The 23,983-nt window shown below is 69.5% G+C and carries 24 protein-coding genes and 1 pseudogene; 14 read left to right on the top strand and 11 right to left on the bottom strand.

What is annotated here, in order from left to right:
- Positions 1-108 precede the first annotated feature (108 nt).
- The 6 genes from OC372_RS16250 (at position 109) to OC372_RS16225 (ending at position 5,394) form a co-directional block, all read left to right on the top strand.
- On the top strand, positions 109-1,587 hold the full coding sequence (locus OC372_RS16250; RefSeq protein WP_029263083.1) for an amino acid ABC transporter substrate-binding protein/permease: 1,479 nt from the start codon (positions 109-111) through the stop codon (positions 1,585-1,587).
- Positions 1,584-2,312, top strand: a complete 729-nt coding sequence (locus tag OC372_RS16245; protein WP_029263084.1) for an amino acid ABC transporter ATP-binding protein — start codon at positions 1,584-1,586, stop codon at positions 2,310-2,312. Before OC372_RS16250 ends, OC372_RS16245 begins: the two co-directional genes overlap by 4 nt.
- Positions 2,313-2,427: 115 nt before the next feature.
- Complete coding sequence (locus OC372_RS16240; RefSeq protein ID WP_262002829.1) at positions 2,428-3,267, top strand: DUF4397 domain-containing protein; 840 nt, start codon at positions 2,428-2,430, stop codon at positions 3,265-3,267.
- Positions 3,267-3,929 (top strand): class F sortase, encoded by a 663-nt coding sequence (locus OC372_RS16235; protein ID WP_258134150.1) that lies wholly within the window; start codon positions 3,267-3,269, stop codon positions 3,927-3,929. The genes OC372_RS16240 and OC372_RS16235 overlap by 1 nt, the downstream gene beginning before the upstream one ends.
- Positions 3,930-3,983: 54 nt before the next feature.
- Positions 3,984-4,553, top strand: a complete 570-nt coding sequence (locus tag OC372_RS16230; protein ID WP_262002827.1) for an RNA polymerase sigma factor — start codon at positions 3,984-3,986, stop codon at positions 4,551-4,553.
- Positions 4,534-5,394, top strand: coding sequence for an anti-sigma factor (locus tag OC372_RS16225; protein WP_262002825.1), 861 nt, complete (start codon positions 4,534-4,536; stop codon positions 5,392-5,394). Before OC372_RS16230 ends, OC372_RS16225 begins: the two co-directional genes overlap by 20 nt.
- A gap of 24 nt (positions 5,395-5,418) precedes the next feature.
- Here OC372_RS16225 and purD read toward each other — a convergent pair whose 3' ends face one another.
- From purD to OC372_RS16210, 3 genes are all read right to left on the bottom strand, one after another.
- Positions 5,419-6,696 (bottom strand): phosphoribosylamine--glycine ligase, encoded by a 1,278-nt coding sequence (purD, locus tag OC372_RS16220; protein ID WP_105710740.1) that lies wholly within the window; start codon positions 6,694-6,696, stop codon positions 5,419-5,421.
- Between the two features lie 187 nt (positions 6,697-6,883).
- Entirely contained in the window at positions 6,884-7,558 is a 675-nt protein-coding gene (locus OC372_RS16215) for an NUDIX hydrolase (protein ID WP_262002822.1), read from the bottom strand.
- Positions 7,559-7,646: 88 nt separating this feature from the next.
- The gene (locus tag OC372_RS16210; RefSeq protein ID WP_262002820.1) at positions 7,647-8,186 is read right to left on the bottom strand and encodes a GNAT family N-acetyltransferase; all 540 of its coding nucleotides are present in this window, start codon (positions 8,184-8,186) and stop codon (positions 7,647-7,649) included.
- Positions 8,187-8,256: 70 nt separating this feature from the next.
- On the opposite strand from OC372_RS16210, the gene OC372_RS16205 reads away from it, so the two are divergent.
- Positions 8,257-8,721, top strand: a complete 465-nt coding sequence (locus OC372_RS16205; protein WP_262002818.1) for a hypothetical protein — start codon at positions 8,257-8,259, stop codon at positions 8,719-8,721.
- Between the two features lie 3 nt (positions 8,722-8,724).
- Positions 8,725-9,093, top strand: a complete 369-nt coding sequence (locus OC372_RS16200) for a sterol carrier family protein (RefSeq protein WP_262002816.1) — start codon at positions 8,725-8,727, stop codon at positions 9,091-9,093.
- Positions 9,094-9,141: 48 nt separating this feature from the next.
- Here OC372_RS16200 and OC372_RS16195 read toward each other — a convergent pair whose 3' ends face one another.
- A complete protein-coding gene (locus OC372_RS16195; protein ID WP_262002814.1) occupies positions 9,142-9,510 on the bottom strand; it encodes a VOC family protein in 369 nt (122 codons plus the stop codon).
- A 63-nt stretch (positions 9,511-9,573) separates the two neighbouring features.
- Between OC372_RS16195 and OC372_RS16190 the strand changes: the two genes are divergently transcribed.
- Positions 9,574-10,023, top strand: coding sequence for a MarR family winged helix-turn-helix transcriptional regulator (locus OC372_RS16190; RefSeq protein ID WP_262002812.1), 450 nt, complete (start codon positions 9,574-9,576; stop codon positions 10,021-10,023).
- Between the two features lie 26 nt (positions 10,024-10,049).
- Here OC372_RS16190 and OC372_RS16185 read toward each other — a convergent pair whose 3' ends face one another.
- From OC372_RS16185 to OC372_RS16175, 3 genes are read right to left on the bottom strand one after another with little or no spacing between them, the layout of a single operon-like run.
- A complete protein-coding gene (locus OC372_RS16185; RefSeq protein WP_262002810.1) occupies positions 10,050-10,823 on the bottom strand; it encodes a heme ABC transporter ATP-binding protein in 774 nt (257 codons plus the stop codon).
- Positions 10,820-11,893: a FecCD family ABC transporter permease gene (locus OC372_RS16180; RefSeq protein WP_105710745.1), complete on the bottom strand. Its 1,074-nt coding sequence runs from the start codon at positions 11,891-11,893 to the stop codon at positions 10,820-10,822. The genes OC372_RS16185 and OC372_RS16180 overlap by 4 nt, the downstream gene beginning before the upstream one ends.
- A complete protein-coding gene (locus tag OC372_RS16175) occupies positions 11,890-12,996 on the bottom strand; it encodes a hemin ABC transporter substrate-binding protein (RefSeq protein ID WP_262002802.1) in 1,107 nt (368 codons plus the stop codon). The genes OC372_RS16180 and OC372_RS16175 overlap by 4 nt, the downstream gene beginning before the upstream one ends.
- A 163-nt stretch (positions 12,997-13,159) precedes the next feature.
- On the opposite strand from OC372_RS16175, the gene OC372_RS16170 reads away from it, so the two are divergent.
- Positions 13,160-17,410, top strand: a complete 4,251-nt coding sequence (locus tag OC372_RS16170) for an HtaA domain-containing protein (RefSeq protein ID WP_262002801.1) — start codon at positions 13,160-13,162, stop codon at positions 17,408-17,410.
- Between the two features lie 173 nt (positions 17,411-17,583).
- Positions 17,584-17,895: a hypothetical protein gene (locus tag OC372_RS16165; RefSeq protein WP_029263722.1), complete on the top strand. Its 312-nt coding sequence runs from the start codon at positions 17,584-17,586 to the stop codon at positions 17,893-17,895.
- A 3-nt stretch (positions 17,896-17,898) separates the two neighbouring features.
- Here OC372_RS16165 and OC372_RS16160 read toward each other — a convergent pair whose 3' ends face one another.
- Complete coding sequence (locus OC372_RS16160; RefSeq protein ID WP_105710748.1) at positions 17,899-18,504, bottom strand: zinc-binding alcohol dehydrogenase; 606 nt, start codon at positions 18,502-18,504, stop codon at positions 17,899-17,901.
- A gap of 86 nt (positions 18,505-18,590) precedes the next feature.
- Between OC372_RS16160 and purM the strand changes: the two genes are divergently transcribed.
- The 3 genes and pseudogenes from purM to OC372_RS16145 all read left to right on the top strand — a co-directional run bounded on the left by purM (position 18,591) and on the right by OC372_RS16145 (position 21,755).
- Positions 18,591-19,706 (top strand): phosphoribosylformylglycinamidine cyclo-ligase, encoded by a 1,116-nt coding sequence (purM, locus tag OC372_RS16155; RefSeq protein ID WP_029263720.1) that lies wholly within the window; start codon positions 18,591-18,593, stop codon positions 19,704-19,706.
- 6 nt (positions 19,707-19,712) lie between these two features.
- Positions 19,713-20,867, top strand: a pseudogene (gene purF, locus OC372_RS16150) (amidophosphoribosyltransferase); the annotation flags it as partial.
- Complete coding sequence (locus OC372_RS16145) at positions 20,841-21,755, top strand: CynX/NimT family MFS transporter (protein WP_262003140.1); 915 nt, start codon at positions 20,841-20,843, stop codon at positions 21,753-21,755. The pseudogene purF and the gene OC372_RS16145, both read left to right, overlap by 27 nt.
- Positions 21,756-21,779: 24 nt before the next feature.
- Here the strand turns inward: OC372_RS16145 and OC372_RS16140 are convergent, their stop codons facing one another.
- The 3 genes from OC372_RS16140 to OC372_RS16130 form a co-directional block, all read right to left on the bottom strand.
- The gene (locus OC372_RS16140) at positions 21,780-21,965 is read right to left on the bottom strand and encodes a hypothetical protein (protein WP_146114823.1); all 186 of its coding nucleotides are present in this window, start codon (positions 21,963-21,965) and stop codon (positions 21,780-21,782) included.
- Positions 21,966-22,078: 113 nt separating this feature from the next.
- Positions 22,079-22,726, bottom strand: a complete 648-nt coding sequence (locus OC372_RS16135; RefSeq protein ID WP_105710751.1) for a hypothetical protein — start codon at positions 22,724-22,726, stop codon at positions 22,079-22,081.
- Positions 22,727-22,917: 191 nt separating this feature from the next.
- Positions 22,918-23,952 carry a LacI family DNA-binding transcriptional regulator gene (locus tag OC372_RS16130; protein WP_105710752.1) on the bottom strand — a complete coding sequence of 345 codons (1,035 nt, stop codon included), beginning with the start codon at positions 23,950-23,952 and terminating at the stop codon, positions 22,918-22,920.
- Positions 23,953-23,983 lie beyond the last annotated feature (31 nt).

The raw sequence follows: 23,983 nt of genomic DNA, 5'->3' as shown, positions 1-23,983 counted from the left end.
CTCACGGTTCGAGCAGACCGGTCGAGGCGGGGGTACGCCGAGGCGGCGGCTAAGGTGGATCCTCGGCGATCGTCCGGTCGCATCATCCGATCCCGAGGAGCACACGTCGTGATCCGAAATCCCTCCGCCGTGACCGGCCGTCTGCGTCGATCCGCGCGCCGCCTCGGCGCGGCAGCGCTCGTCGCCTTCGTCGCCGTCGGAGCCCTCCTGGCCGGAGCCGCCCCCGCCACCGCCGCGGACGACGGTGAGAAGTACGTCATCGGAACCGACACGACGTTCGCGCCGTTCGAGTTCACGAACGCGGACGGCGACCTCGTCGGCATCGACATGGACCTGCTCCGTGCGATCGCGAAAGACCAGGGCTTCGAGGTCGAGATCCGCCAGCTCGGATTCGACGCCGCCGTGCAGGCGCTGCAGTCGAACCAGGTCGACGCCGTCATGGCCGGCATGTCGATCACCGAGGCGCGCCAGGAGACGTTCGACTTCAGCGAGCCGTACTTCACCAGCGGCATCCAGCTCGGCGTACTCGAGGCGAGTGACATCCAGTCGCTCGACGACCTCGACGGCAAGGCCGTCGCCGTCAAGACCGGTACGCAGGGTCAGACCTTCGCCGACGAGAACAAGGATGAGTACGGCTTCACGGTCACCCCGTACCAGGACACGACCGACATGGTGGATGCCGTGAAGGCCGGCCAGGCGGTCGGCTACTTCGAGGACTTCCCGGTGCTGGCCTACGGCATCCAGCAGGGGTCCGGCTTCCGTCTGATCGGCAAGCCCGAGCTGGGCGGCGAGTACGGCTTCGCGGTCAACAAGGGCGAGAACCCCGAACTGATCGAGATGTTCAACGCGGGACTCGCGAACCTCCAGTCCTCGGGCGAGTACGACGAGATCGTCGACACCTACCTCTCCGGTGGTGAGGAGTCCGCGCAGCCGACGGACATCATCTCGGTGGCCGTCGAATATTGGCCTGCGCTCATGCAGGGGCTCTGGCTCACCATCCTCGCGACTCTCGTCGCGGTCGTGGCCGCCTTCATCCTCGGCATCATCTTCGGCTTCGGCCGTCTCGCGAAATTCGCTCCCCTGCGGTGGATCTCCACCGCGTACGTCTACGTCTTCCGTGGCACCCCGATCCTCATCCAGGCGTTCTTCGTGTTCTTCGCGATCCCGCAGCTGATCCCCGACCTGAAGTTCGATCCCTTCGTCGCCGGTGCGATCACGCTCTCGCTCAACACGGGCGCGTACATGACCGAGATCATCCGCGGCGGCATCCAGGCGGTCGATCCCGGTCAGAACGAGGCCTCACGTTCGTTGGGGCTCAGCCACTGGAAGACGATGCAGAAGGTCGTGCTCCCGCAGGCGTTCCGCATCATGATCCCGTCGTTCGTGAACCAGGGCATCATCACCCTCAAGGACACGTCGCTGATCAGCGTCATCGGCCTCGCGGAGCTGACGTTCGTGTCCCGCCAGATCATCGCGTCGACGTACCTGTCAGCGCAGGTGCTGACCATCGTCGCCATCATCTACTTCATCGTGATCACGCTGCTGACGTTGCTCGCGAACCGCCTGGAGAGGACGTTCAACGCATGAGCAAGATCGTGGTGCAGGACCTGCACAAGTCGTTCGGCGACAACGAGGTGCTCAAGGGCATCAACCTGGCGGTGGAAGACGGCGAGGTCGTCGCCGTCATCGGCCCGTCGGGTTCGGGCAAGTCCACCCTGCTGCGCTGCCTCAACAAGCTCGAGGAGCCGACCTCGGGACACGTCATCATCGACGGCGTCGACCTGACGGACAAGAGTGTGAAGCTCGATGAGGTGCGTCAGCGCATCGGCATGGTGTTCCAGCACTTCAACCTGTTCCCCCACATGACCGTGCTCGAGAACATCACCCTCGCGCCGGTCGAGTGCGGCAAGATGACGAAGGCGCAGGCGCGTGAGCGGGCGCTGGCTCTTCTGGAGCGGGTCGGCCTGTCGGAGAAGGCCGACGCGAAGCCGGCATCCCTCTCCGGTGGACAGAAGCAGCGCGTGGCGATCGCCCGCGCGCTCGCGATGGACCCCGAGATCATGCTGTTCGACGAGGCGACGAGCGCCCTCGACCCCGAGATGGTCGGTGAGGTGCTCCAGGTGATCCGCGACCTGGCCTCGGGCGGCATGACCATGGTGCTGGTGACGCACGAGATGGGCTTCGCCCGCGAGGTCTCCGGCCGCACGGTCTTCATGGACGGCGGCGTCGTGGTCGAAGAGGCCGCGCCCGCCGAGTTGTTCGGCGCCCCGAAGAACGAGCGACTGAAGGACTTCCTCTCGAAGGTGCTCTGACCTGCATCGTCGTCGCGGAGAGAAATCTTCGCGCTGCTGCATCCGAAACGGCGTCTCGCACGGAATCACTCCCTGAAGGGTGGCACACGGCCACCCCCGTTCAAGGAGGAATACAGTGCGCAAGACAGCAGCCGCCGGCCTCGCCGTCGGAATGATCGCCGCCCTCGGGATGGCGATGCCCGCCGGAGCGGCCACCGACGACTCCGCTCAGCTCTCGGTTCTCCACGCCATCCCCGATACGCCGGTGGACGTCTATGTGAACGGCGAGCTCACGCTCGATGACTTCCAGCCCGGCGATCTCGCCGGCCCGCTCTCGCTCCCCGCGGGCGACTACGAGGTCGCGCTCACCGCCACGGACGCGGCCGATGCCAGCGCCCCCGTGCTCGGACCGGCCACCCTCACCCTCGCGGCCGGGATGAACTACACCGCGGTCGCGCACCTCACCGAGGCGGGAGAGCCCGGACTCAACCTGTTCGAGAACGACACGTCGCCCACGGCCGCGGGTCAGGGTCGGTTGACCGTTCGCCACGTCGCCGCGGCACCGGCGGTCGATGTGCTCGCGGGCGGATCGCCGGTGATCGATGGTCTGAGCAACCCGGATGAGGCGTCCCTCGACCTCGCGGCCGGCACTGTCTCGGCATCGGTCGCGCTGGCCGGGACCACCGACCCGGTCATCGGACCGACAGACGTGGCCGTGCAGGACGGCGTGCTGACGATCCTGTACGCGTGGGGCAGCGCCGAAGACGGCAACCTCGCGATCGCCGCGCAGACGATCGAAGGACTGCACTCGAACCCGGGCGGCGTTCCGTCCGGCACCGCCGGATACCTCGCTGCGAGCGACACCGCGGCGACGACGACCGGAATCGCGGCGGTTGGCGGCCTCGCCATCCTCTTCGCGATCGGCATCGGCCTGTCGGCACGTCGCCGTCGGGTCTCGCAGGAGGTGCGCCGCTGATGGGTCGGGGCACGTCATCCCGCACCGGACGGTGGGCGGCCCCCGCGCTCGCCTTCCTGGTGGGGATGGCGTGCCTCGTCGCCTGCGCTCCGGTGGGGGCGGGAGGCCCCTCCTCTGCGCCGTCTCCCTTCGTCGCGTCCGAGCGACCGTCTCCCGCTCCCACGTCCACCCTCCGCCCCGAGGTCAGGTCCGGCGCCCTCCCCACGGCGGCGCCGGCCCTGGCGCCCCAAAGGCTGCGCATTCCGGCGCTCGGCGTCGACATGACCGTGACGGATGTCGGCATCGAACCCTCCGGTCAGATGGAACTGCCGGTCGACCCCGCCACCGCGGGCTGGTACCGCTACGGCCCCGACGCCGACAGCACGCAGGGCAACGTGATGCTCGCTGCGCACGTCGATGCCGTCGGCTACCCGATCGGCCCCCTCGCCCAGCTGCGCAGCCTCGCGGGCGGCGAGACCGTCGAGGTGCAGGCCGCAGACGGCTCGACCAGGACCTACGTCGTCGAATCGCTGACGTTCTACGAGAAAGCCGCCCTCCCGACTGCCGAGCTCTTTGCGCGAGAGGGGGCACCGGCGCTCGTGATCATCACCTGCGGCGGTCCGTTCGATGCCGCTTCCGGTCACTATCGCGACAATGTCGTCGCGGTCGCGAGGCCGGCATGAGACCCTCGGAGCATCCACGAACGCGGTGGGTGCTGCGTGAGGAAGGAGGCGACCGTGGAGCATGACGCGGATGCCGACGCCGACGCGCAGTGGGGCGTCCGATTCGTCGCGGGGGACGAAGCCGCGCTGGCCGAGATCTACCGCCGGTGGTCTCCCGTGATCTTCACGCTCGCGCTCCGTTCGCTCGGCGACCGCCGCGATGCGGAGGACGTCACTCAGCGCACGTTCGTCTCCGCGTGGACCTCGCGGGCGGGCTACGACTCGGCGAAGGCGAAACTATCGACATGGCTGGTCGTGATCGCCCGCCGACGGATCGCCGACATGCACGAATCGCGCGCACGGATCAGGCGACTGCACGAGGAGATGAAGCGCCTCACCTCGCCGGACGACATGGTGAGCGCCCCGGTCGACCTCTCCGAGACGCTGCTGCTGGCCAACGAGATGCAACAGCTCCAGCCGGATGCGCGGAATGTGATGCGCCTCGCGTTCTACGACGATCTGACGCACGAGGAGATCTCCCAGAGACTCGACATGCCGCTCGGTACGGTGAAGAGCCACATCCGCCGAAGCCTCACTCGTTTGCGCGACCGATTGGAGGTCAGCCATGTCGCACCTCGACCCTGAGCAGCTTGCCCTTCTCGCGCTCGGCGAGCCGGTCGCGTCGGCGGAGGAGAGCGCCCACATCGCCGCCTGTGCGGCGTGCGCGGCCGAACTGGAGCAGATGGCCCACGCCGCGATGGTGGCCAGGACCACCATGGCCGAGGGCGAGCTCGAGCAGCCCGGAGCCGACGTCTGGGATCGTATCCACGACGAGCTCTCGCTGAGCGCAGCCGTCGCGGCCGACCCGCTCGCCGCTTCTCAGGATCGGGCGGACACCAGCGCCGTGTACACCGATTCGTCCACCGCCGGCCCGGACACTGCTCCGGCAGCTGTCTTCGCTGTCCCCGAGGACCCGGCCCCGGCTCCTGAGGCGCGTGACGTCAGCGCGGCCGGTCGCGTCCCCGCATCATCCCGGGTGCGCCGACGTCGTTCATCGGCCCGGCTCTGGATCCTCGCGGCGTCGCTCGCGCTCGTGGTGGCCGGCGGGTCCGTGACGTGGGCCCTCGTCTCCTCGAACCTCACGCCCGTGCCGGTGGCCACGGCCGAGCTCGACCCCTTCCCCGATCATCCCGGTGCGGCCGGCTCGGCAGAGGTCAGCGAGGACGACGAGGGTGGGCGTGCGCTCACGGTGACGCTCGACGGAGAAGCGCGCGCGGACGAGTATCGCGAGGTGTGGCTCATCCGCAACGACGGAGCCGCACTGATCAGCCTGGGTGTGCTCGAGTCGTCGTCGGGCACGTTCGCGATCCCGGCCGGCGTCGACCTCGCGGAGTACGACCTCGTCGACATCTCGTTCGAGCCGGTGGACGGCGACCCCGCGCACTCCGGCGACTCGATCGTCCGCGGTCAGCTCGAGAGAAGTTGACCGGCGGAACGGCCGTCCCGCCGGCTAGTCCGCGACGCGGGCGGCGATGTCGGTGCGGTAGTGCGAGCCGTCGAGACGGATACGGGCGATGGCCTCGTACGCACGGTCGCGCGCGGTGCGGAAGTCGGAGGCCACGGCCACCACGTTCAGCACTCGGCCGCCGGTCGCGATCAGCGATCCGCCGGGAGCATCCGGGCTCGCGGTCGCGGCGTGCACGAGGCGCACGCCCTCGACGGCCGCGGCATCCGCGAGGCCCTCGATCGGGCGTCCGGTCTGCGGTGCCTCGGGGTAGCCTTCGCTCGCCAGCACGACCGTGATCGCCACGTCGTCGCTGAACTCGGGCTCCGGCTGGTCCTCGAGGGTGCCGGATGCCGCGGCGAACAGCAGCTGCGACAGGGGAGTGACCAGTCGGGGCAGCACGATCTGCGTCTCGGGGTCGCCGAAGCGCGCATTGAACTCGATCACGCGCACACCCGCCGGGGTCAGGATGAGACCCGCGTAGAGAAGCCCGATGAAGGGCGTGCCCTCCGCATCGAGCTGCCGCACCACGGGAAGGGCCACGTCACGCGTGACCTCTTCGACGAAGGCCTGCTCGCTGCCGAACTGCTCGGCGAGCCACGGCAGCGGGGAGTACGCACCCATGCCGCCCGTGTTGGGTCCGGCGTCGCCGTCGAGTGCGCGCTTGAAGTCCTGCGCGGGGCTGAGCGCACGCACGGTGTCGCCGTCGCTCAGGAAGAACAGGGAGACCTCGGGGCCGGAGAGGAACTCCTCGATGAGCACCGGGCCCGCGGGGAGGTACTGCTGCGCGTGGGCGAGAGCCTCGGCGCGGTCGGACGTGACGATGACGCCCTTGCCGGCTGCGAGGCCGTCGGCCTTGACCACGTACGGAGCGCCGAGATCGTCGAACGCGGCCTCGACCTCGGTGGTGCTGGCGGCACGGACGGCACGTCCGGTGGGCACTCCGGCGGCATCCATCACCCGCTTCGCGAACGACTTCGAGCCCTCGAGCTGGGCCGCAGCCTTGCCCGGTCCGAACACCGGGATCCCACGGACGCGCAGGGCGTCGGCGACTCCGGCGACGAGCGGGGCCTCCGGCCCGACGACGACCAGGTCGATCGCGTGCTCGTGGGCGAATGCGGTGACCGCTCCGCCGTCGAGAGGATCGACCGAGACGGGGGTCGCATCCTGCGCGATGCCGGCGTTGCCAGGAGCGACGAAGATCTCGTGCTCCGTCTGCTCGGCCCGCAGGGCGAGGATGATCGCGTGCTCACGGGCACCGGAACCGAGGACGAGAATCTTCACCCGTCCAGACTACCGAGGCTCGCGGGGCGGGTTTCGGCGTGTGGCGCGTTCACAACTCAGGAGAAACTGCCCTCCGGGGCGCGCTTCGGCGGCGTGTCGTCGTCTATCGGCACGTTTTTGAGGAGTTGTGAACGGGTGGTGGCCCGGAGTCTGGGCCGCAGACCGCCGCAGACCGCCGCAGACCGCCTCAGACCTCGACGGTCCGCTCCACCGTGGCGTCCCAGGGCACCGTCCAGCCGGTGGCGTCGAAGAGGGCGTCGAGCACCATCGCGGTGAACCCCCACACGATCGTCCCGTCGACGTCGAACGCCGGTCCGCGAAAGGTGCGGCCCATCCGGGTGAGCGTCGAGGTGAACCGGGTCGCGGGGTCGAGCAGCTGCGCGACGGGCACCCGGAACACCTCGACCGTCTCGGCGTGGTCGACGGCCACGACCCTCGACGGCGACTGCCACCAGGCGAGCACCGGTGTGACGAGGTGGTTGCTCGCGGCGAGAGGGATCACGGGCAGCGTGGCCAGGATCTCGACGCCGGCCGGATCGAGCCCGGTCTCCTCCTCGGCCTCGCGCAGCGCCGTGGCGACCAGATCGGCGTCATCGGGCTCCACTCGGCCGCCGGGGAAGGAGACTTGTCCGGGATGGGACGAGAGAGTGGGCGCTCGCCGCTGCAGCAGCACGTCGAGGTCGCGGGCGACAGCGGCATCGGCCGTCGGGGCGGGGACGCGGTCCAGCACCCCGAACAGGATGAGCACCGCGGCGTCGTGCGCGTTGTGCGGGTCGGCGAGCGGCGGGATCCGTACGCCCCACGAGTGGTCGGCGACGGCGGCGAGCAGCTCGGCGCGGGTGCCCTGCGGATGCATGCTCATGCGTCCGAGCTTAGGACGCGTCGGGCGTTCGTGGCCCGCGTTTCCCGGCCCGCCGAGCGCGGCGAGCGACGCCGCCGAAAGGTGCGGGTCACGCCATCGACAACGGCAGCGACAACGACGAAGCGGGGGCGGGGTCGCTGCGCAGCCGCGCGTGCAGTTCGACGTCGAACCGCTCGGCGCCGTATCGGAGCTTCTCGCGTTCGACCCCCTCCGCCCGAAAGCCGGATGCCGTCGCCACGCGGCACGAGGCGGGGTTGTTCACGCGGTGGCCGAGTTCGAGTCGATGAAGCCCGTGCCGAAACGCCCAATCGGACACCGCGAGCACGGCGTCCGTCGCAAGTCCGCGGCCGCGGGCGGCGGGTGCGAGCCAGTACGAGATCCAGGCCGTTTCGTGGCGGAGCTCGATCGCGGTGGCTGCCACGTTGCCGACGGCGACACCGTCGTCCACGATCGCCCAGTTCCTCGCCCGCTCGTCGAACAGCAGCGATTCGTCGATGTAGGCGCGCGCCGCCGCGGGCGAGGTGAGCTCGGCGGATCCGAACTGGGTGGCGAGGTCGGGCGCCGTCTGCCACGCCTGTTGCAGAGCTTCCGCGTCGGCGGGCGTCCAGGGGCGAAGGGCGATGCTCATGCCTCCATGATCCCCGTTTCGTGGGGTCCGCGTCGCCGACGCGGACGCGCGCCGAAGGTAGGCTCGCGGGATGAGGCGATGGCGGGGATTCGCGCTGGGCGCGGTGCTGATGGCGGTGCTCACCGGGTGTTCCGCGACGCCCGAGGTCGACACCGACGCCGTGCAGGATTGGATGGCGACGCAGGACTCCCGCGAGGTCGCCGGGTCTCTCGCGACGCTCGCCGGGTTGGCGTCCCCGCTCTCGGATGTCGTCGGCGAAGGCGGGGTCACCGCCGCGTTCGATGAGCCGACGGCGATCGTCTCGGTGCTGTTCGCGTGCTTCGGTCCCGAGACGATGAGCGCCGACATCGCGCTGAGCGGATCGGATGCCGGCGGCTCCGCGATGTCGCAGACGATCCGCACCGACGACCTGGTCTGCGACGGCGAGCCGCAGCGCATCGACATGGGTATGGATGCCGCGACCGAGGTCACGGCGAACGGGCTGGGTCGGGACGCGGTCGGGGCCTGGTCGGTCGTTGTCGTGGGGGAGAGCTGAGCGATGGCCAGGAAGATCGACATCATCGACGGACGTTCGGCACTGGATGCCGTTCGCGACGCGGATGCCGCCGGCGCGAAGCCGCAGCGGACCGACCTCGCCACCGCCGTGCGCTACCTCCTGCAGCTGCTCGACGAGAAGGCGCCGGGCAACAGCGTCGAGGTCCGAGTGCCTCCGTTCGGCGCGGTGCAGGTGATCCAGGGCCCCCGCCACACGCGCGGCACACCGCCGAACGTCGTCGAGATGGATGCCGCGACCTGGATCGCGGTGGCCACGGGCGCAGAGGCGTGGACGGATGCCGCGGCCGCCGGTCGCATCCATGCCTCCGGCACGCGCGCAGATCTCAGCGACGTGCTCCCGGTTCGTCCGTAACGCGAGCGCACGCAGAGGTGACGGCGGTCCGCCCCGGAGGGGTGCGGGTCATGCCCGGTCGTGGAGGGTGATCCGGTAGCCGTCGGGGTCGGAGAAGGTGAAGGTGCGACCGAAGGGGCCGTCGATCGGGTCGGCCACGATGGTGTGGCCGCCGGCGACGAGTCGATCGTGGATCGCCTGGACGTCGGTGGCGTGCAGCCAGATCGCGGCGCCGATTCCCGGCTGCGCGACATCGGTCAGGTCGGTGCCGGGCGCGATGTCCCGGAGCGCGAACGCGATCGGCGTCGTCTGGAACACGACGGCGTGCGGGGGGCCCGCCGGCGAGCGGATGAGTCCGAGGTAGTTCTCATAGAACGCCTGCGAGGCGGCGAGGTCGCGCGCCTGGAGGGAGAGGAAGTCGGGGCCGGTGACGGGCATGACGAGAGTCCTTCGTTTCGTGTCAGTTTTCTGACATGAGCAAGCGTATGTCAGACTACTGACATGAGTCAAGATCGCGCCGGCATCGAGCTCGACACGTCGCTGGGCTACCTGCTGAAGGAGGCGTCCAGCGCTCTCCGCGCCTCGATGGAGGAGGTACTGCGCCCGCTCGGCATGACCATCACGCACTATTCCTGCCTCGAGCTGCTCTCCCAGCGCCCCGGCCTCTCGAACTCCGAGCTCGCGCGCGGCGCGTTCGTCACCCGCCAGTCGATGAACGTGCTGCTCCAGGCCCTCGAGCGGGACGGCTTCGTGACCAGGCCCGCCGAGCCGCCGGTCGGGAAGGCCCTCCCCGCCCGCCTCACCGACCGTGGCCGGCAGAGTCTCGCGAAGGCGACCGCCGCCGTCCGTTCGGTCGAGGTCCGGATGCTGTCGGGCATGACCGAGGCCGAGCAGGCGGGCGCGCGGAAGATCCTCCGGGGCATGATCCGCTCCCTGCGCGACGAGGAGTAGTCCGGCGCGCGTGGCCGGGACGCGACTCAGCGCCGAGCGACCACCAAAGGCACCCCGGTGGCCGGATGCGGGAACACGTCGACCGCCTGGCCGTAGACCTGCTCGATCCGCGCGGCCGTCAGCACCTCGGCGGCCGTGCCCGTCGCCGCGACCCGGCCGTCGGAGAGCAGCGTGACCCGGTCGGCGTGGGCGAGTGCGGCATTGAGGTCGTGCAGCACGATCGCCACGGCGATGCCGTCATCCGCCCGTCCACGGATCAGCCGCATGACATCCTCATGATGCTTGAGGTCGAGGGCGGCGGTCGGCTCGTCGAGCAACAGGATGCCGGTGCTCTGAGCGATCACCCGGGCGAGAGCGACGCGGGCGCGCTCGCCGCCGGAGAGCGAGGGCACCGCGCGGGCCTTGAGCGCCGTCACCTCGGTCTGCGCCATGGCGGCGGCCACCCGCTCGTCGTCGTCGTCCGCCGCCGGCGTGCGCGCCCACGGCGTTCGGCCCATGCGCACCACCTGCTCGGCGCTGAAGGGGAAGGTGACCGCGTTCTCCTGCAGCAGCACGGCGCGTTCGCGGGCGAGCAGGCGTGGCTTGATCTGTGCGATGGGCTGATCGTCGATCTCGACCGTGCCGGCCTGCGCGGTGACATCGCCGGCGAGCACTCCGAACAGGGTGGACTTGCCGGCGCCGTTGGGCCCGACGAGTGCATGGATCTCGCCGCTGTGGATCTCGATGGAGGCATCGTCGAGGATCGTCCGCCCCTCGCCGACGTGCACCGTGAGCCCCGTGCCGCGGAGCCGCGCGGTCATGCCCATCCTCCCGAGCGACGGCGTGTGCGCACGAGCAGCCACAGGAAGAACGGGCCGCCCACGAGCGAGGTGATCATGCCGATCGGCAGGTCGGCGAGCGGCACGGCGGTGCGAGCGACGAGGTCGGCGACCGCGATGAGCAGTGCGCCGCCGAGCGCCGAGGCGATCACGAGCGGCAGGTGGGCGGGGCCGATCAGCATGCGCATCAGGTGCGGTACGACGAGCCCGGCGAAGCCGATGATCCCGGCGAAGGCGACGGCCGCGCACACCAACAGGGCGACCGTCACGATGACCACGATCCGCAGCAGCTCGACGTTGACACCGAGGTGACGCGCGGTGCGCTCGCCGAGGGCGAAGAGATCGAGGCTGGGTGCCACGATCAGTGCGACGACCACGCCTATCAGCACGAGTGGGGCCACCAGCTGGATGTTCGACCACAGGGCGCCGTTCAGCGAACCCAGCTGCCAGAACACGATCTGCTCGCGGGTCGACGTGGTGCCGAGGAAGGTGAAGAAGGCCATGCCGGCGCCCGCGATGGCGTTGATCGCGATGCCGGTGAGCAGCAGCGTCACGACCTCGGTGCGGCCTCCGGATCGGCTGATGAAGTACACCGAGAACACCGCGATCAGTCCGCCGAGGAAGGCGAAGGCGGGCGTGGTCCACATGCCGAACGTCGCGAGTCCGAACGTGATGCTCGCCGCCGCTCCGAGCGCCGCGCCCGAGGAGACACCGACGACACCGGCATCCGCGAGGGGGTTGCCGAAGATCGCCTGCATGAGCACGCCCGAGACGGCGAGCGCGGCGCCGACGAGGAGCCCGAGCACGATGCGCGGCATCCGCAGGTTGAAGATCACGCCGTAGTCGGTGGATGCCGAGGGGGCCCAAGCGGTGTCGATGCCGATGCCGCGCAGCAGCACGCCGACCAGCGAGGTGGGGGACAGGTCGTACTGCCCGCTCGTGATCGAGACGACGCAGGTGATCGCGAGTGCGACGACCAGGCCGACCGTCACCAGGGCGAACCGGAGCCCCCGGTGCCTGGTCGGCGTCGGAGTGACGACCTCGCCGGTCACTTCGCGGGCTCGGGGGCGTACAGGGCGCGGGCCAGGGCGCCGATCACATCGGCGGTGCGCGGGCCGAAGCTGAGGATCTCGCTGTCGGCCATGTCGATCACCCGACGGTGCGCTCCGGCCGGTGTCTCGGCGACGGCCGGGATCCGCTCGATCAAGCCGTCGATGCCGCCGACCGACTCGAGTCCGTCGGTCATCATCACCAGCACGTCGGGCTGCGCCGCCACGAGGGCCTCCGCGGTCATCGGCTTCATGCCCTCCCAGCCGATCTCGGCCGCGACGTCGACCCCGCCCACCGCGTCGATGAGGGAGTCGGCGCCGGAGTCCTCCCCGAAGATGTAGTACACGTTCGCGCTGCCGCGCACATAGAGGAAGAGCATGCGCGCGCGATCGGACTCGTCGGCGGGCACGACCTCGGCGATCTCGGCGAGTGTCTCGTCGACCGAGGCGTCGAGCTGCGCGATGAGCGCCTCGCCCCGGCTGGGCACCCCGAGGGCGGTGGCGATCTCGGTGACCAGCTCGTCGGTGGTGTCGAGTCGCCGATCGCTGGAGATCACCACGACCGCGATGCCCGCGTCGCGCAGCTGTTGACGGACCTCCTTCGGACCGATCGTGGTGTCGGTGAGGACGACGGTCGGCGCGAGCTCGAGGATCGCCTCGGCGTTCAGTGTGTGTCCGGTCTTGGTGACGACCGGGAGGTCTTCCGTGCCGGCGAAGACCGTCGACGCGTCGCGGCCGACGACCTGGTCGCCGAGTCCGAGGGCGAAGACGGTGGAGGCGATCGTGCCCGAGATGTCGATCGGGAGGATGCGGTCGACATCGGTGATCTCGATCTCGCGGCCTTCGCTGTCGGTCACCGTGACCGGGAGCTTCGGCGCGGTGTCGTCGTCGACGGCCTCGATCGCGCGGCTGGAGAGGCACGCGGTGGAAGGGCCCTCATATCCGCGCACGTCGTCGATCACGTCGAGCGAGGAGAGCGGGACGGATGCCTGCGGGCAGGTGTCTTCGGCGGTGGCGGGTGGTGCGGCGGTCGCTCCGGGCTCGGCGCACGCGGTGAGACCCATGGCGAGAGCGGCGACGAGGAAGACGGCAAAGACGCGACGCATTAGGCAAGGCTATCCTAAAACTTGACGCGCGCTGATCCACACCTCTACGCTCAGGAACGGCGGCTTGCTTAGCCAAGCCTAACCAACATTCGACCCTTCGTCCCGACTGCATTGCGGCACCGCCGGCGCGCGCTCTTCTGCGTGCCCGGAGCCGTGGAGAACCGTGAACGCCACAGCCACAGCATCCTCAGCGAGCACCCGCATACGCGTGCTGCTCGCCGCTTTCGTCTCCTTCCTCCTCGTCGCGGCCGGTGCGGTGATCGTCCCGCCCGCGCATGCTGCCGGCGCCACGGTCACGGCGACGGTCGCCTCCGCGGCCACGTCCGGCGTGAGCGTGCACGTGCAGGCGAGCGGCCTGCCCGAGGTCGAAGGCGCCTACGCGGCCCTCATCGTCAAGGGCACGGAATCCGGCCTCAGCGGCGGTGGCGGATACGCGGCGTTCGTGATGCCGACCGTCGCCGGAGGGGCGAGCACGTTCACGCTCGATGCGCCGGCCGGCTCGCTCGATCGGACGAAGTCCTACGAGGTGCTCGTGTGGCAGAAGCACTCGAACCCGAACGAGACGACGATCTACGGCCGCGGCGACGTCGCGATCTCCGCGGGGCAGTGGGACGCCGTGTTCGGTCCCGTGCCCACCGATCCCGGTACCGATCCGGGGACGGACCCCGGAACCGACCCGGGAACCGACCCGGGTACGGATCCCGGAACTGACCCGGGAACGGATCCCGGTACCGACCCGGGTACGGATCCCGGTACCGACCCCGGAACAGACCCCGGTACGGACCCGGGCACTGACCCCGGTACCGACCCGGGTGAGACGCCGTTCTCCCCGGCGATCGAGTTGTTCCTGGCTGACGGCACGACGCCGGCCGGCACCTCTGCTCTGAAGGCCGGCGACAAGATCGTCGTGAAGGGCTCGGGTTACGACCCGGCGGCCAACGTCGGCGGGCGCGGGGTTCCGATCCCGAAGGATCTGCCGCAGGGCACGTATGTGGTGTTCGGCAACTTCGCCTCGGCGTGGCAGCCGTCCACCGGTGCCGCGTCGTCGACGCGCTCGGTCGGAGCACAGGTCTGGGCGCTCTCCGAGGGTGTCCTGAACCAGGTGCCGCAGCAGTATCAGGGTGCGATCCGCTCACAGTGGGTCGGCATCGCGGATGACGGCACGTTCCAGGCGACCCTGACGCTGAAGGACGCGGCAGCGACCCCCGGCTCGTACGGCGTCTACACCTACGGTGCCGGCGGAGTTACCAACGCCGCACAGGAGCAGAGCATCGCCCTGACCTACTCCGAGACCGCTCTCGCCTCCGCGGCGGTGAAGACCGCGACCGCGAAGGACGGGCTGACCGTCACCGCATCCGCCTCGAAGCTGGGCGCGATCACCGGCGCGTACGCCGCACTGATCGAGGCCGGAACTGAGGCGGAGGTCACCTCGGGCGGCGGGTTCCTTGCGATGCAGTACGTGCGGGGAATCACGGGCGGCGCGTTCACCGTCGATCTGACGGCGGCCGCCGACACGCTGGACCGCACCAAGTCCTACGAGGTCATCGTCTGGAAACAGCACACGATGCCGAACGCCGACACCATCTATGCGCGCGGCGCCGTCACGATCAGCGATGCCGAGTGGGACGCGCTCGTCGAGCCCACCTTCTCCCCGGCGATCGAGGTGTTCCTGGCCGATGGCACCACGCCGGCCGGCACCGCTGCTCTCAAGGCGGGCGACAAGGTCGTGGTGAAGGGCTCCGGCTACGACCCGGCGGCCAATGTCGGCGGTCGCGGGGTCCCGATTCCGAAGGACCTGCCGCAGGGTACCTACGTGGTGTTCGGCAACTTCGCTTCCGCGTGGCAGCCGTCCACCGGTGCAGCGTCGTCGACGCGCTCGGTCGGAGCGCAGGTCTGGGCGCTCTCCGAGGGTGTGCTGAACCAGGTTCCTTCGCAGTATCAGGGGGCGATCCGCGCACAGTGGGTCGACATCGCGGATGACGGCACGTTCGAGGCGACCCTGACTCTGAAGGACGCGGCAGCGACCCCGGGTGCGTACGGCATCTACACGTACGCAGCGGGTGGCGTGGTCAACGCCGACCAGGAGCAGAGCGTCGCGCTCAACTACGGCGACACTGCGGGCCTCACCGCCACGGTGAAGGCGGCGACGGCGAAGGACGGCCTGACCGTCACGGCGGCGGCCTCGAAGCTCGGTGACATCACGGGTGCATATGTCGCGCTGATCGAGAAGGGCACCGAGGCGGATGTGACGGCCGGCGGCGGATTCCTCGCGATGCAGTACGTGCGGGGCATCATCGGCGGCGCGTTCAGCGTCGACCTGACGGCTGCGGCCGACACGCTCGACCGCACGAAGTCCTACGAGGTCATCGTCTGGAAGCAGCACACGATGCCGGGCGCCGACACCATCTACGCCCGTGCCACCGCGCCGGTCAGTGATGAGCAGTGGAACGCGATCTTCCCGGAGGGCCCCGCCCTCGGCGCGACCGTGAAGACGGCGACGGCGAAGGACGGCCTGACCGTCACGGCCGCGGCCTCGAAGCTGGGCGACATTGCCGGCGCGTATGCCGCGCTGATCGAGAAGGGCACCGAGGCGGATGTGACGGCCGGCGGCGGATTCCTCGCGATGCAGTACGTGACGAAGATCACGTTCGGCGCGTTCGCGGTCGATCTCACGACGGCGGCGAAGAACCTCGACCGCACGAAGTCGTACGAGGTGATCGTGTGGAAGCAGCACACGATGCCGACCGCCGACACGATCTACGTGCGTGGCGATGTGACGATCACGGACGCCCAGTGGCGCACGCTGTTCGGCGAGAAGCCCACCGACCCGAAGCCGCCGACGACGCCGACGTCTCCGCCGGCCAGCGTGCCCGGTGGATCGCTCCGCTGGGCGATCTCCTCGGACTTCGCCAAGTACGTCACGGGCGGCATCGCGCAGGGGGCGATCTCGGTCTCCGACGGCGCGACGCGCTCGGGCAGCCAGTTCCAGTTCGGGCAGACCGTCGGGGGAGACTTCGACGTGAAGACCGGGCTCGGCAGCGTCGTCTACCGGGGATCGGTGCGCTTCACGGGACACCACGGTGTGCTCGACGTGACCGTGTCGAACCCGCAGATCCGCATCACCTCGGCGGGCGCGGCGACACTGTCCGTGACGAGTGGCGGTGCCCAGGTGCCGTTCGCGACGCTCGACCTCTCGCGGGCCGCGCGCGTCTCGGCGAACGGTGCCGTCACCTACACCGCGGCTCCGGCATCGCTCACCGCGGCCGGACGCGATCGGGTGCTGTCGGGGTACTCGACCGACCTGAACCCGGTCACGTTCACGATCGGCTCCGTCGCGGCGGCGCCTGCCGGGAACACGGGCACCGTGGCTGCGGCCGCCGTGAAGGCGAAGACGACCCTGCCCGCGGCGCCGCCGGCATCGGACGGCATCGACGTCGACGCGGAGAACCTCGCTGCGCTCGAGTCCGGGCAGTCGGCCACGATCACCGCATCCGGATTCCAGCCGAACGAAGAGGGCATCAAGGTGGTCGTGTACTCGACCCCGGTGCTTCTCGACACGGTGACCGCGGATGCCGCGGGCGTCGCGACCTGGTCGGGCACGCTGCCCGCCAGCCTCGAAGACGGCGCGCACACGCTCACCCTGCAGGGCTCGGTCGACCGTGGTCTGGCGTTCACGCTCACCCGCGCGAAGACGGTGATCGGTGCGTGCACGGTCGAGGGCGCCACGCTTCAGTGGGGCTACAAGGAGTCGTTCCGCACGTACATCGAGGGCATCGCGAAGGGCGGCTGGACCCTGACCGACGTCGAGTACCGCTACCCGGACTACGTGTGGGAGAGCGGCACCGGGTCGTTCGACGACAAGACGCTCGCCGGTGTCATCACCTATGGCGGCAGCATCACCTTCACCGGCCACGACGGCGCGCTGAACACGACGCTCGCGAACGCGCGGCTCGAACTCGCCGGAGACAAGGGCTACCTCGTCTTCGACGTGAGCGGCACCACGCAGGGTGGCGAGAGCGTCGACCAGAAGGCCGTCCGCCTCGCAGAGTTCGCCCTCGGTGATGCCGCGGTCGTCGACGGGAAGCTCTCGTTCGACGCCATCCCGACGACACTCACCGAGGCGGGGGCGGCCGCGTTCGGCACCTACGCCGCCGGCGAGGCGCTCGACCCGGTGACCGCGGTCATCCCGGTCGACGCCGAGTGCGGCGTCGCGGTGGAGGAGGAGGCCGAGGTCGACTCCGAAGCCACCACCGCCGTCACCGCCGTGACCGAGCCCGCAGACGAAGACGGCGCCCCGGTGTGGCCGTGGATCGTCGGCGGCCTGGTGGTCGTGGCGCTCGCGGCGACCGGCGGTGTGCTGATCGCCCGGCGCAACCGCAAGGACGAGACGGCCGAGACGACGACCGAGGTCTGAGTCGAGAGCCCCGGTACGGATGTCGGGAGGAAGTACGGATGCAGGGAGCAATCGGCCTGATCGCTCCGGCATCCGTACTTCCTCCCGACAAATGCTCGCCTCGCAGGGCCGGGACCGGCGCGACGCCCGCTGAACCGGTTCCCGCCATCCGCCGACGGTGGGACAATGGACGTATGGCCCCCACCGACTCCCACCAGACCGTCGAAGCGACCGTGCGCCGTGTGCCGCGGTACGGCGTGCTCATGGGCATCGGCGTCGTGCTGGGCATCATCGCCGCCGGCATCCTCACCTGGACGGGCAGCTTCGATGAGTCGCAGGCCCTCGACATCGTCTACCCGCCGGGGCAGGTCTTCGGCTTCCTGCTGCTGTGGACCGTGCCGATCGGCATCGCTCTGGGTGGCGTCACGGGCCTCGTGATGGAGCGCATCGCCCGTCGGCACGACCGCGTCGTGCAGGTCGACCGCGAGACCGTCGTCGAGGACTGAGAGCTACGCCAGCTCGGCGATCACGGGGCGGATGGCGGTGTCGAAGGCCACCACGTCGCGGCGCAGACCGTCGGTCACCGCGACCGTGAGGTCTCCGATCCACCAGATGCCGCGCTGCGACAGCGGCAGCACCTGCACGTTCAGCTCGAACGAGTGCGCGCGACGGCCGACCTCGCGCTCGAACTCCGCGATCGCGCTCGCATAGGCGCGGTAGGCGTCGCCCCCGGTGTGGCTCTTCATCGAGCTCACATACCGGTCGTGCGCGGCGTGCGCGTAGAGGAGAGCGGATGTCGCCTGCGGGGCGATGGCCGTGGCGAGCTCCTCCGCGCCGGTGGCGGGCAGGGCCACGAGGGTGTCGAACCCGTCGATGAGTTCGAGCGGCACGTCCGAGGGATGTGCGCGTGGTTCGACCGTCATGTCCCAGTAGCGCCGCCACTGCTCCTCCACCGCGGGCGAGGCATCGGTCGCGTCCGGCGCGCGCACGGCGAGATCGCGGAGGGCGGGAAGGTCCTCCGGCGCCCGGATCCCGAGCTGTTGGCGCAGCGCGAGCGCGACGAGCACCGGAACGCTCGCGTCTTCGCGGATGAGCCACTGCGGCTTGTCGGCCATGGCCCCATCGTAGGCGGGGAGAGCGTCCGGATCCGAGGTCGTCTCTCGCGGAGAGTCGGACTGCCTGTGGGCGGTAGGCTGGGGGCGTGGCTGCCTCCCCCACCAATCCCTATTCCGAAGCCGGCGTCGACACCGCTGCAGGTGATCTCGCCGTCGAGCTGATGAAGTCTTCCGTGCGCGCGACGCACGGCCCCGAAGTGCTCGGCGGTGTCGGCGGGTTCGCCGGCCTGTTCGACGCCAGCGCGCTGCGCGACTTCCGTCGCCCGCTGCTCGCGACCAGCACCGACGGCGTCGGCACGAAGGTCGCGATCGCGCAGGCCATCGACAAGCACGACACGATCGGGCAAGACCTGGTCGGCATGGTGGTCGACGACATCGTCGTGGTGGGCGCGAAGCCGCTCTTCATGACCGACTACATCGCCTGCGGCAAGGTCGTTCCCGAGCGCATCGCCGACATCGTGCGCGGCATCGCCGAAGCGTGCTCGGCCACCGGCACCGCGCTGGTCGGCGGCGAGACCGCGGAGCACCCCGGACTGCTCGGCCCGCGCGACTACGACGTCGCGGGTGCGGCCACCGGCGTGGTCGAGGCGGATGCCATCCTCGGCGCGGATCGTGTGCAGGACGGTGACGCCGTGATCGCGGTCGCCTCCAGCGGACTGCACTCCAACGGCTACTCGCTCGTCCGCCACATCGTCACGCGTGCCGGCATCGGCTACGGCGACAACGCCGCCGACTTCGGCACCACCTGGGGGGAGGCCCTCCTCGAGCCGACCCGCCTCTACACTCTTCCCCTGCTGCGTCTCATCGAGCAGCTCGGTGGCGGTGTGCACTCGCTCAGTCACGTCACCGGCGGCGGCATCGCGGCGAACCTCGCGCGCGTGCTCCCGCAGGGCAGCTGGGCCGAGGTCGACCGCAGTAGCTGGTCACCGAGCCCCGTCTTCCGGGTGCTCAGCGACATCGCCGGCTCCACGCTCGAGTCCGCGGAGGGCACCTGGAACCTCGGCATCGGCTTCCTCGCCGTGGTGGCCGCAGACAAGAAAGATGCCGCGATCGCGGCGCTGAACGCCGAGGGCATGCCCTCGTGGCAGGTCGGGACCGTCGGCTTCGGCCCGCGTCCGGCCGGCGAATTCGAGCAGGGCGCCAAGGGCGTCGACGGTGGAGCAGTGCGCCTGGTCGGCGCCTACGCGGACGGAGCGAAGTAAGAGCCCATGTGCGGCATCGTCGGAATGGTGGGCTCTGCCCCGGTCAATCAGGACATCTACGACGCACTCCTGCTGCTGCAGCACCGCGGCCAGGATGCGACGGGCATCGCCACCGCCGAGGCGAACGGCGTGATGCACAACGCCAAGGCGCAGGGCATGGTCCGCGAGGCGTTCCGCACCCGTGACATGCGGGCGCTGCTCGGCAACGTCGGCCTCGGCCACGTGCGCTACGCGACCAAGGGCACGGCATCGAACGAAGAGGAGATGCAGCCGTTCTACGTGAACGCGCCGTACGGCATCATCCTCATCCACAACGGCAACCTCACGAACACGCGTGAGCTCACGGCCGACATGGCCAAGCGCGACCGCCGTCACCTCAACTCGTCGAGCGACACCGAGCTGTTGCTCAACGTGCTCGCCGGCGAGCTGCAGAACACGACGTCGACGGTCGACCTCGACGCCGAGCGGGTGTTCGAGGCCGTCGCCCGCACGCACGAGCGCATCGAAGGCGCCTACGCCGTGATCGCCGTGATCGCCGGATACGGGCTGCTCGCATTCCGTGACCCGTTCGGCATCCGTCCGCTGATCCTGGGGCGTCGTCCCTCGACGGTCCCCGGTGCGGAGGGCAAGGACGAGTGGGTCGTCGCCAGCGAGTCGCTCGTGCTCGAGAACGGCGACTACGAGGTCGTCCGCGAGGTCGAGCCCGGCGAGGCTGTCTTCATCACCAACGACGGCGAGCTGTTCTCCCAGCAGTGCGCCACGGCCGCGACGCTCGCGCCCTGCGCCTTCGAGTACGTCTACCTCGCGCGTCCCGACTCGGTCATGAACGGCATCTCGGTGTACGAGTCGCGTCTGCGCATGGGCGACCGTCTCGCCGACACGATCGCCAAGCACGTGCCGATGGACAAGATCGACGTCGTCATGCCGATCCCCGACTCCTCGCGGCCCGCCGCGATGGAGGTCGCGCGCAAGCTCGGCATCGAGTACCGCGAGGGCTTCTACAAGAACCGCTACGTCGGTCGCACCTTCATCATGCCGGGGCAGGCGGTGCGCAAGAAGAGCGTGCGCCAGAAGCTCAACGCGATGTCGACCGAGTTCCAGGGCAAGAACGTGCTGCTGATCGACGACTCGATCGTGCGGGGGACGACCTCCAAGGAGATCTACTCGACCACGTTGGCGGTGTCGACGTTCCTGCCCCCGCTGGCGGCCGTTCCGGTTGCCGACACCCTCGGCTGGCGGGTGTCGCTGGGGATGTGGGGCATCGTCGCGGGGATCGCGCTCGTGCCGTGGGTCGCGCTGCTGCTCAAGAACGGGTCGCGCCGCGACGAGCCGGTGAAGACCGAGCTTCTCGTCCCCGACCCCACCGACGGAGTCGACGACTTCCAGGATGCGGTGGCGACCGCGACCGGCCCGATCTCCTCCCAGCCGGCGAACCGGCGTCACTTCGCTCGCCTGTGGCGACTGCCGCTCGCCTGGGCGCTCGCGGTCGTCTTCGGCGCCTCGTCGACCATGGCCTATGTCTCGTTCGCCTGGATGCCGACCATGCTGGTCGACATCGGCGGGGTGACCCCGGCGACCGCCGGGTTCCTGCTGTCCCTGTTCGCGCTGATCGGCCTGCCCTGCTCCCTGCTGGTGCCGATCCTCGTCGTCCGCTTCCAGGCCACGCGCCCACTCTTCTTCGTCGCCGTCATCGGCGGTCTGGTGGGGCTCACCGGTCTCCTGCTGTTCCCGACGGTCGCGCTGCCGCTGTGGGTGAGCATCTTCGGGCTCACGGCCATCATGTTCCCGCTGAGCCTCGTGCTGCTGAGCATCCGTGCCCGCACCTCGGAGAGTGCCGTCGCGCTGAGCGGTTTCGTGCAGAGCATCGGCTACGCGATCGCCGCCACCTTCCCGCTGCTGATCGGGCTGCTCCACGAGACGACCGCCGGCTGGCAGATCCCGTTGCTCGTGATCGCCGGTGTGCTGATCGTCGCGATCCCCGCGGGCATCGTCGCCGGGCGGCGCCGCACGGTCGAGGACGAGTGGGAGCGCCGCCACGGACGCTGGTGACCTGCCGCCCTATCCCGCCGAAGCTCAGGGGAGCGGGATGGAGTTCCCGTCGTAAGTGCCTTCAAGGTTGACAACTGCGATGCCTGCCGCGACGAGCGCCACGAGCACGACCGTGAGGATAACCATGGACACCACGAGGACGATCGCTTCCGTGCGGGGCGGCCGTCGCGTCAACCGGAAGATCACGAAGGCGAGCAGAGCGGCTTCCACGAGAAACGCCCACGGGGTGAACAGTGCGAGAACGCCTCCGCACACGGCGAGGGTGAGGATCGACCATCGGGAGGAGCCTTGCCCAAGTTGAGCAGATGTCGTGCGCTCGACTCTCATACCGTTCGAACGGTTGCGACATAAGCCGAGGGCTTGCCGCCGTTGGTCGTGATGAGGTGCTGCTTGTTGAAGGTGATCGGTGAGCCCTTGACGACAAAGCTCATGTGATGGATCACGCTGCACGTTCCCCGACCGCTACTGATGTAGCTCGAGCGGTTGACCGAGTCGGAGACACCGACCCCAGAATGCCACCCGTCGCAGCTCAGAACCCGCGTCACGCTGGTCGACGTCGCTTCGTACTTGAACTCATTAGTAAACGTCTGGACCGGAATCCCGAGCATGTACGCGGTCTGAGAGTCTTTGGCCATGTAGCCCCTCGTCGTAGTAGCCGTCAGCGCGTCCCCCTTGACGGCAGGGGTCGCAGGAACCGCTGTGATGGCCTCAGATTCCGCACGCAGATCGAAGACTGAGTCTGGCTCAGTCGCCAGTGAGGAAAGAAGCGCGTGCTGATCAACCGCGCCTAGAGAGTCGAACTTCGCTTCGAGGGCAAGTGCCGTGGCGGTAGAGACGCCCAAAGACTCCGTGAAATCGGCGAACGAATCCTTTGGCAGCTCATCCGCCTGCGCGGGCGTAGCAGCCCCGAGCAGCCCCAGCAGAGCAGCTGCAGCAGCCGACCAGATACCAAGGTTCTTTCGAGAAAGCATCGTTACCTCCATTTGTGAACGAAACCCGCGTCACAATAAATGTAACATGTTACTGGCTCTAGGACGGTTCGTGGTGGCTCTCGGCGCGAACGCTTCGAGTGCAGGAATGAAGTTCCGTAGCGTGGGGGCGATCCCCGAGGCTGACTGTGCGCTTCAAGCGGCCGCGGTCGTCGACAGCCTGGTTGTTCGCCCTACGGCGCCGAGCGCGGAGGTGCGGTGGACGAGCGCACGATGAGCTGAGGATCGGTCGACGGCACCTCGCCGACGGCCTCGTGCCCCTCGATCTGGGCGATGACGCGGAGAGCGGCCGCCCGCCCCATCGCCTCGAACGGCTGGCGGACGGTCGTGAGCGCGGGCGAGGCGTAAGCCGCCAGGGCGATGTCGTCGACGCTCACCACGGAGACGTCGTCGGGCACGCTGCGGCCGGCCTCGTGCAAAGCCCGGATCAGACCGAAGGCCATCTCGTCACTGCTGACGAACACCGCGGTGACCTCGGGGATCGCCGCGATCGTGCGGCCGGCGCGGTAGCCGGACTCGGGCGTCCAGTCGGCGGGGATGACGGGCGGTGGTGCGATGCCGCGATCGCGCAGTGTCTGCTCCCAGGCCTCGCTGCGCTGCTGAGTCTCGGTCCAGTAGTCGTCGCCCGACACATGCCAGACGGTCGAGTGTCCGAGGTCGAGGAGATGCTCCACGGCGAGACGGGCGATCGCGCGCTGGTCCACGGCGAGCGGGGCGTCCTCGTCGAGTGAGGTGCGCTCACTGCGGGTGGCGGGGGTGCGCTCGGTGCGGGCCCGCATCGCGGGGCTGTCGAGTTCGACCGGCACGCCGAGGATGATGCCTTCGGCGCCCTGACGTTCGAGCCGATCGAAGGCCTCCAGGAAGGACTCGGCAGAAGCATGATCGGCGACCGCCGCCGTGGTCACGGTGTATCCGTTCGCCGCGGCCGCCTGCTGGATGCCGACGCCGAGAGCTGCGGACGAGTAGCGGTCGGTCGAGACCACGATCACGCCGAGCACGCGTGTGCGGCCGGAGGCGAGGGAAGCGGCGGCGGCGTGCACGCGGTATCCGAGCTCTTCGACCGCGGCCATCACTCGCCGGGCGGTGTCGGGGCGGACGGTGTCCTGTCCGGACATGACGCGCGAGACGGTCTGCGTCGAGACGCCGGCCAGCTGGGCGACATCGACCTGGCTGGGCGCGCGGTCGTCTTTGGGGCGGCGTGGTGACATGTGACCAATGGTAGCGATCAATCGGCGGAAT

Origin of the sequence: Microbacterium sp. Mcb102 (assembly GCF_024519805.1) — a bacterium.
Taxonomy (GTDB): Bacteria; Actinomycetota; Actinomycetes; order Actinomycetales; family Microbacteriaceae; genus Microbacterium.
This window is presented reverse-complemented; position numbering and strand designations above follow the sequence as displayed.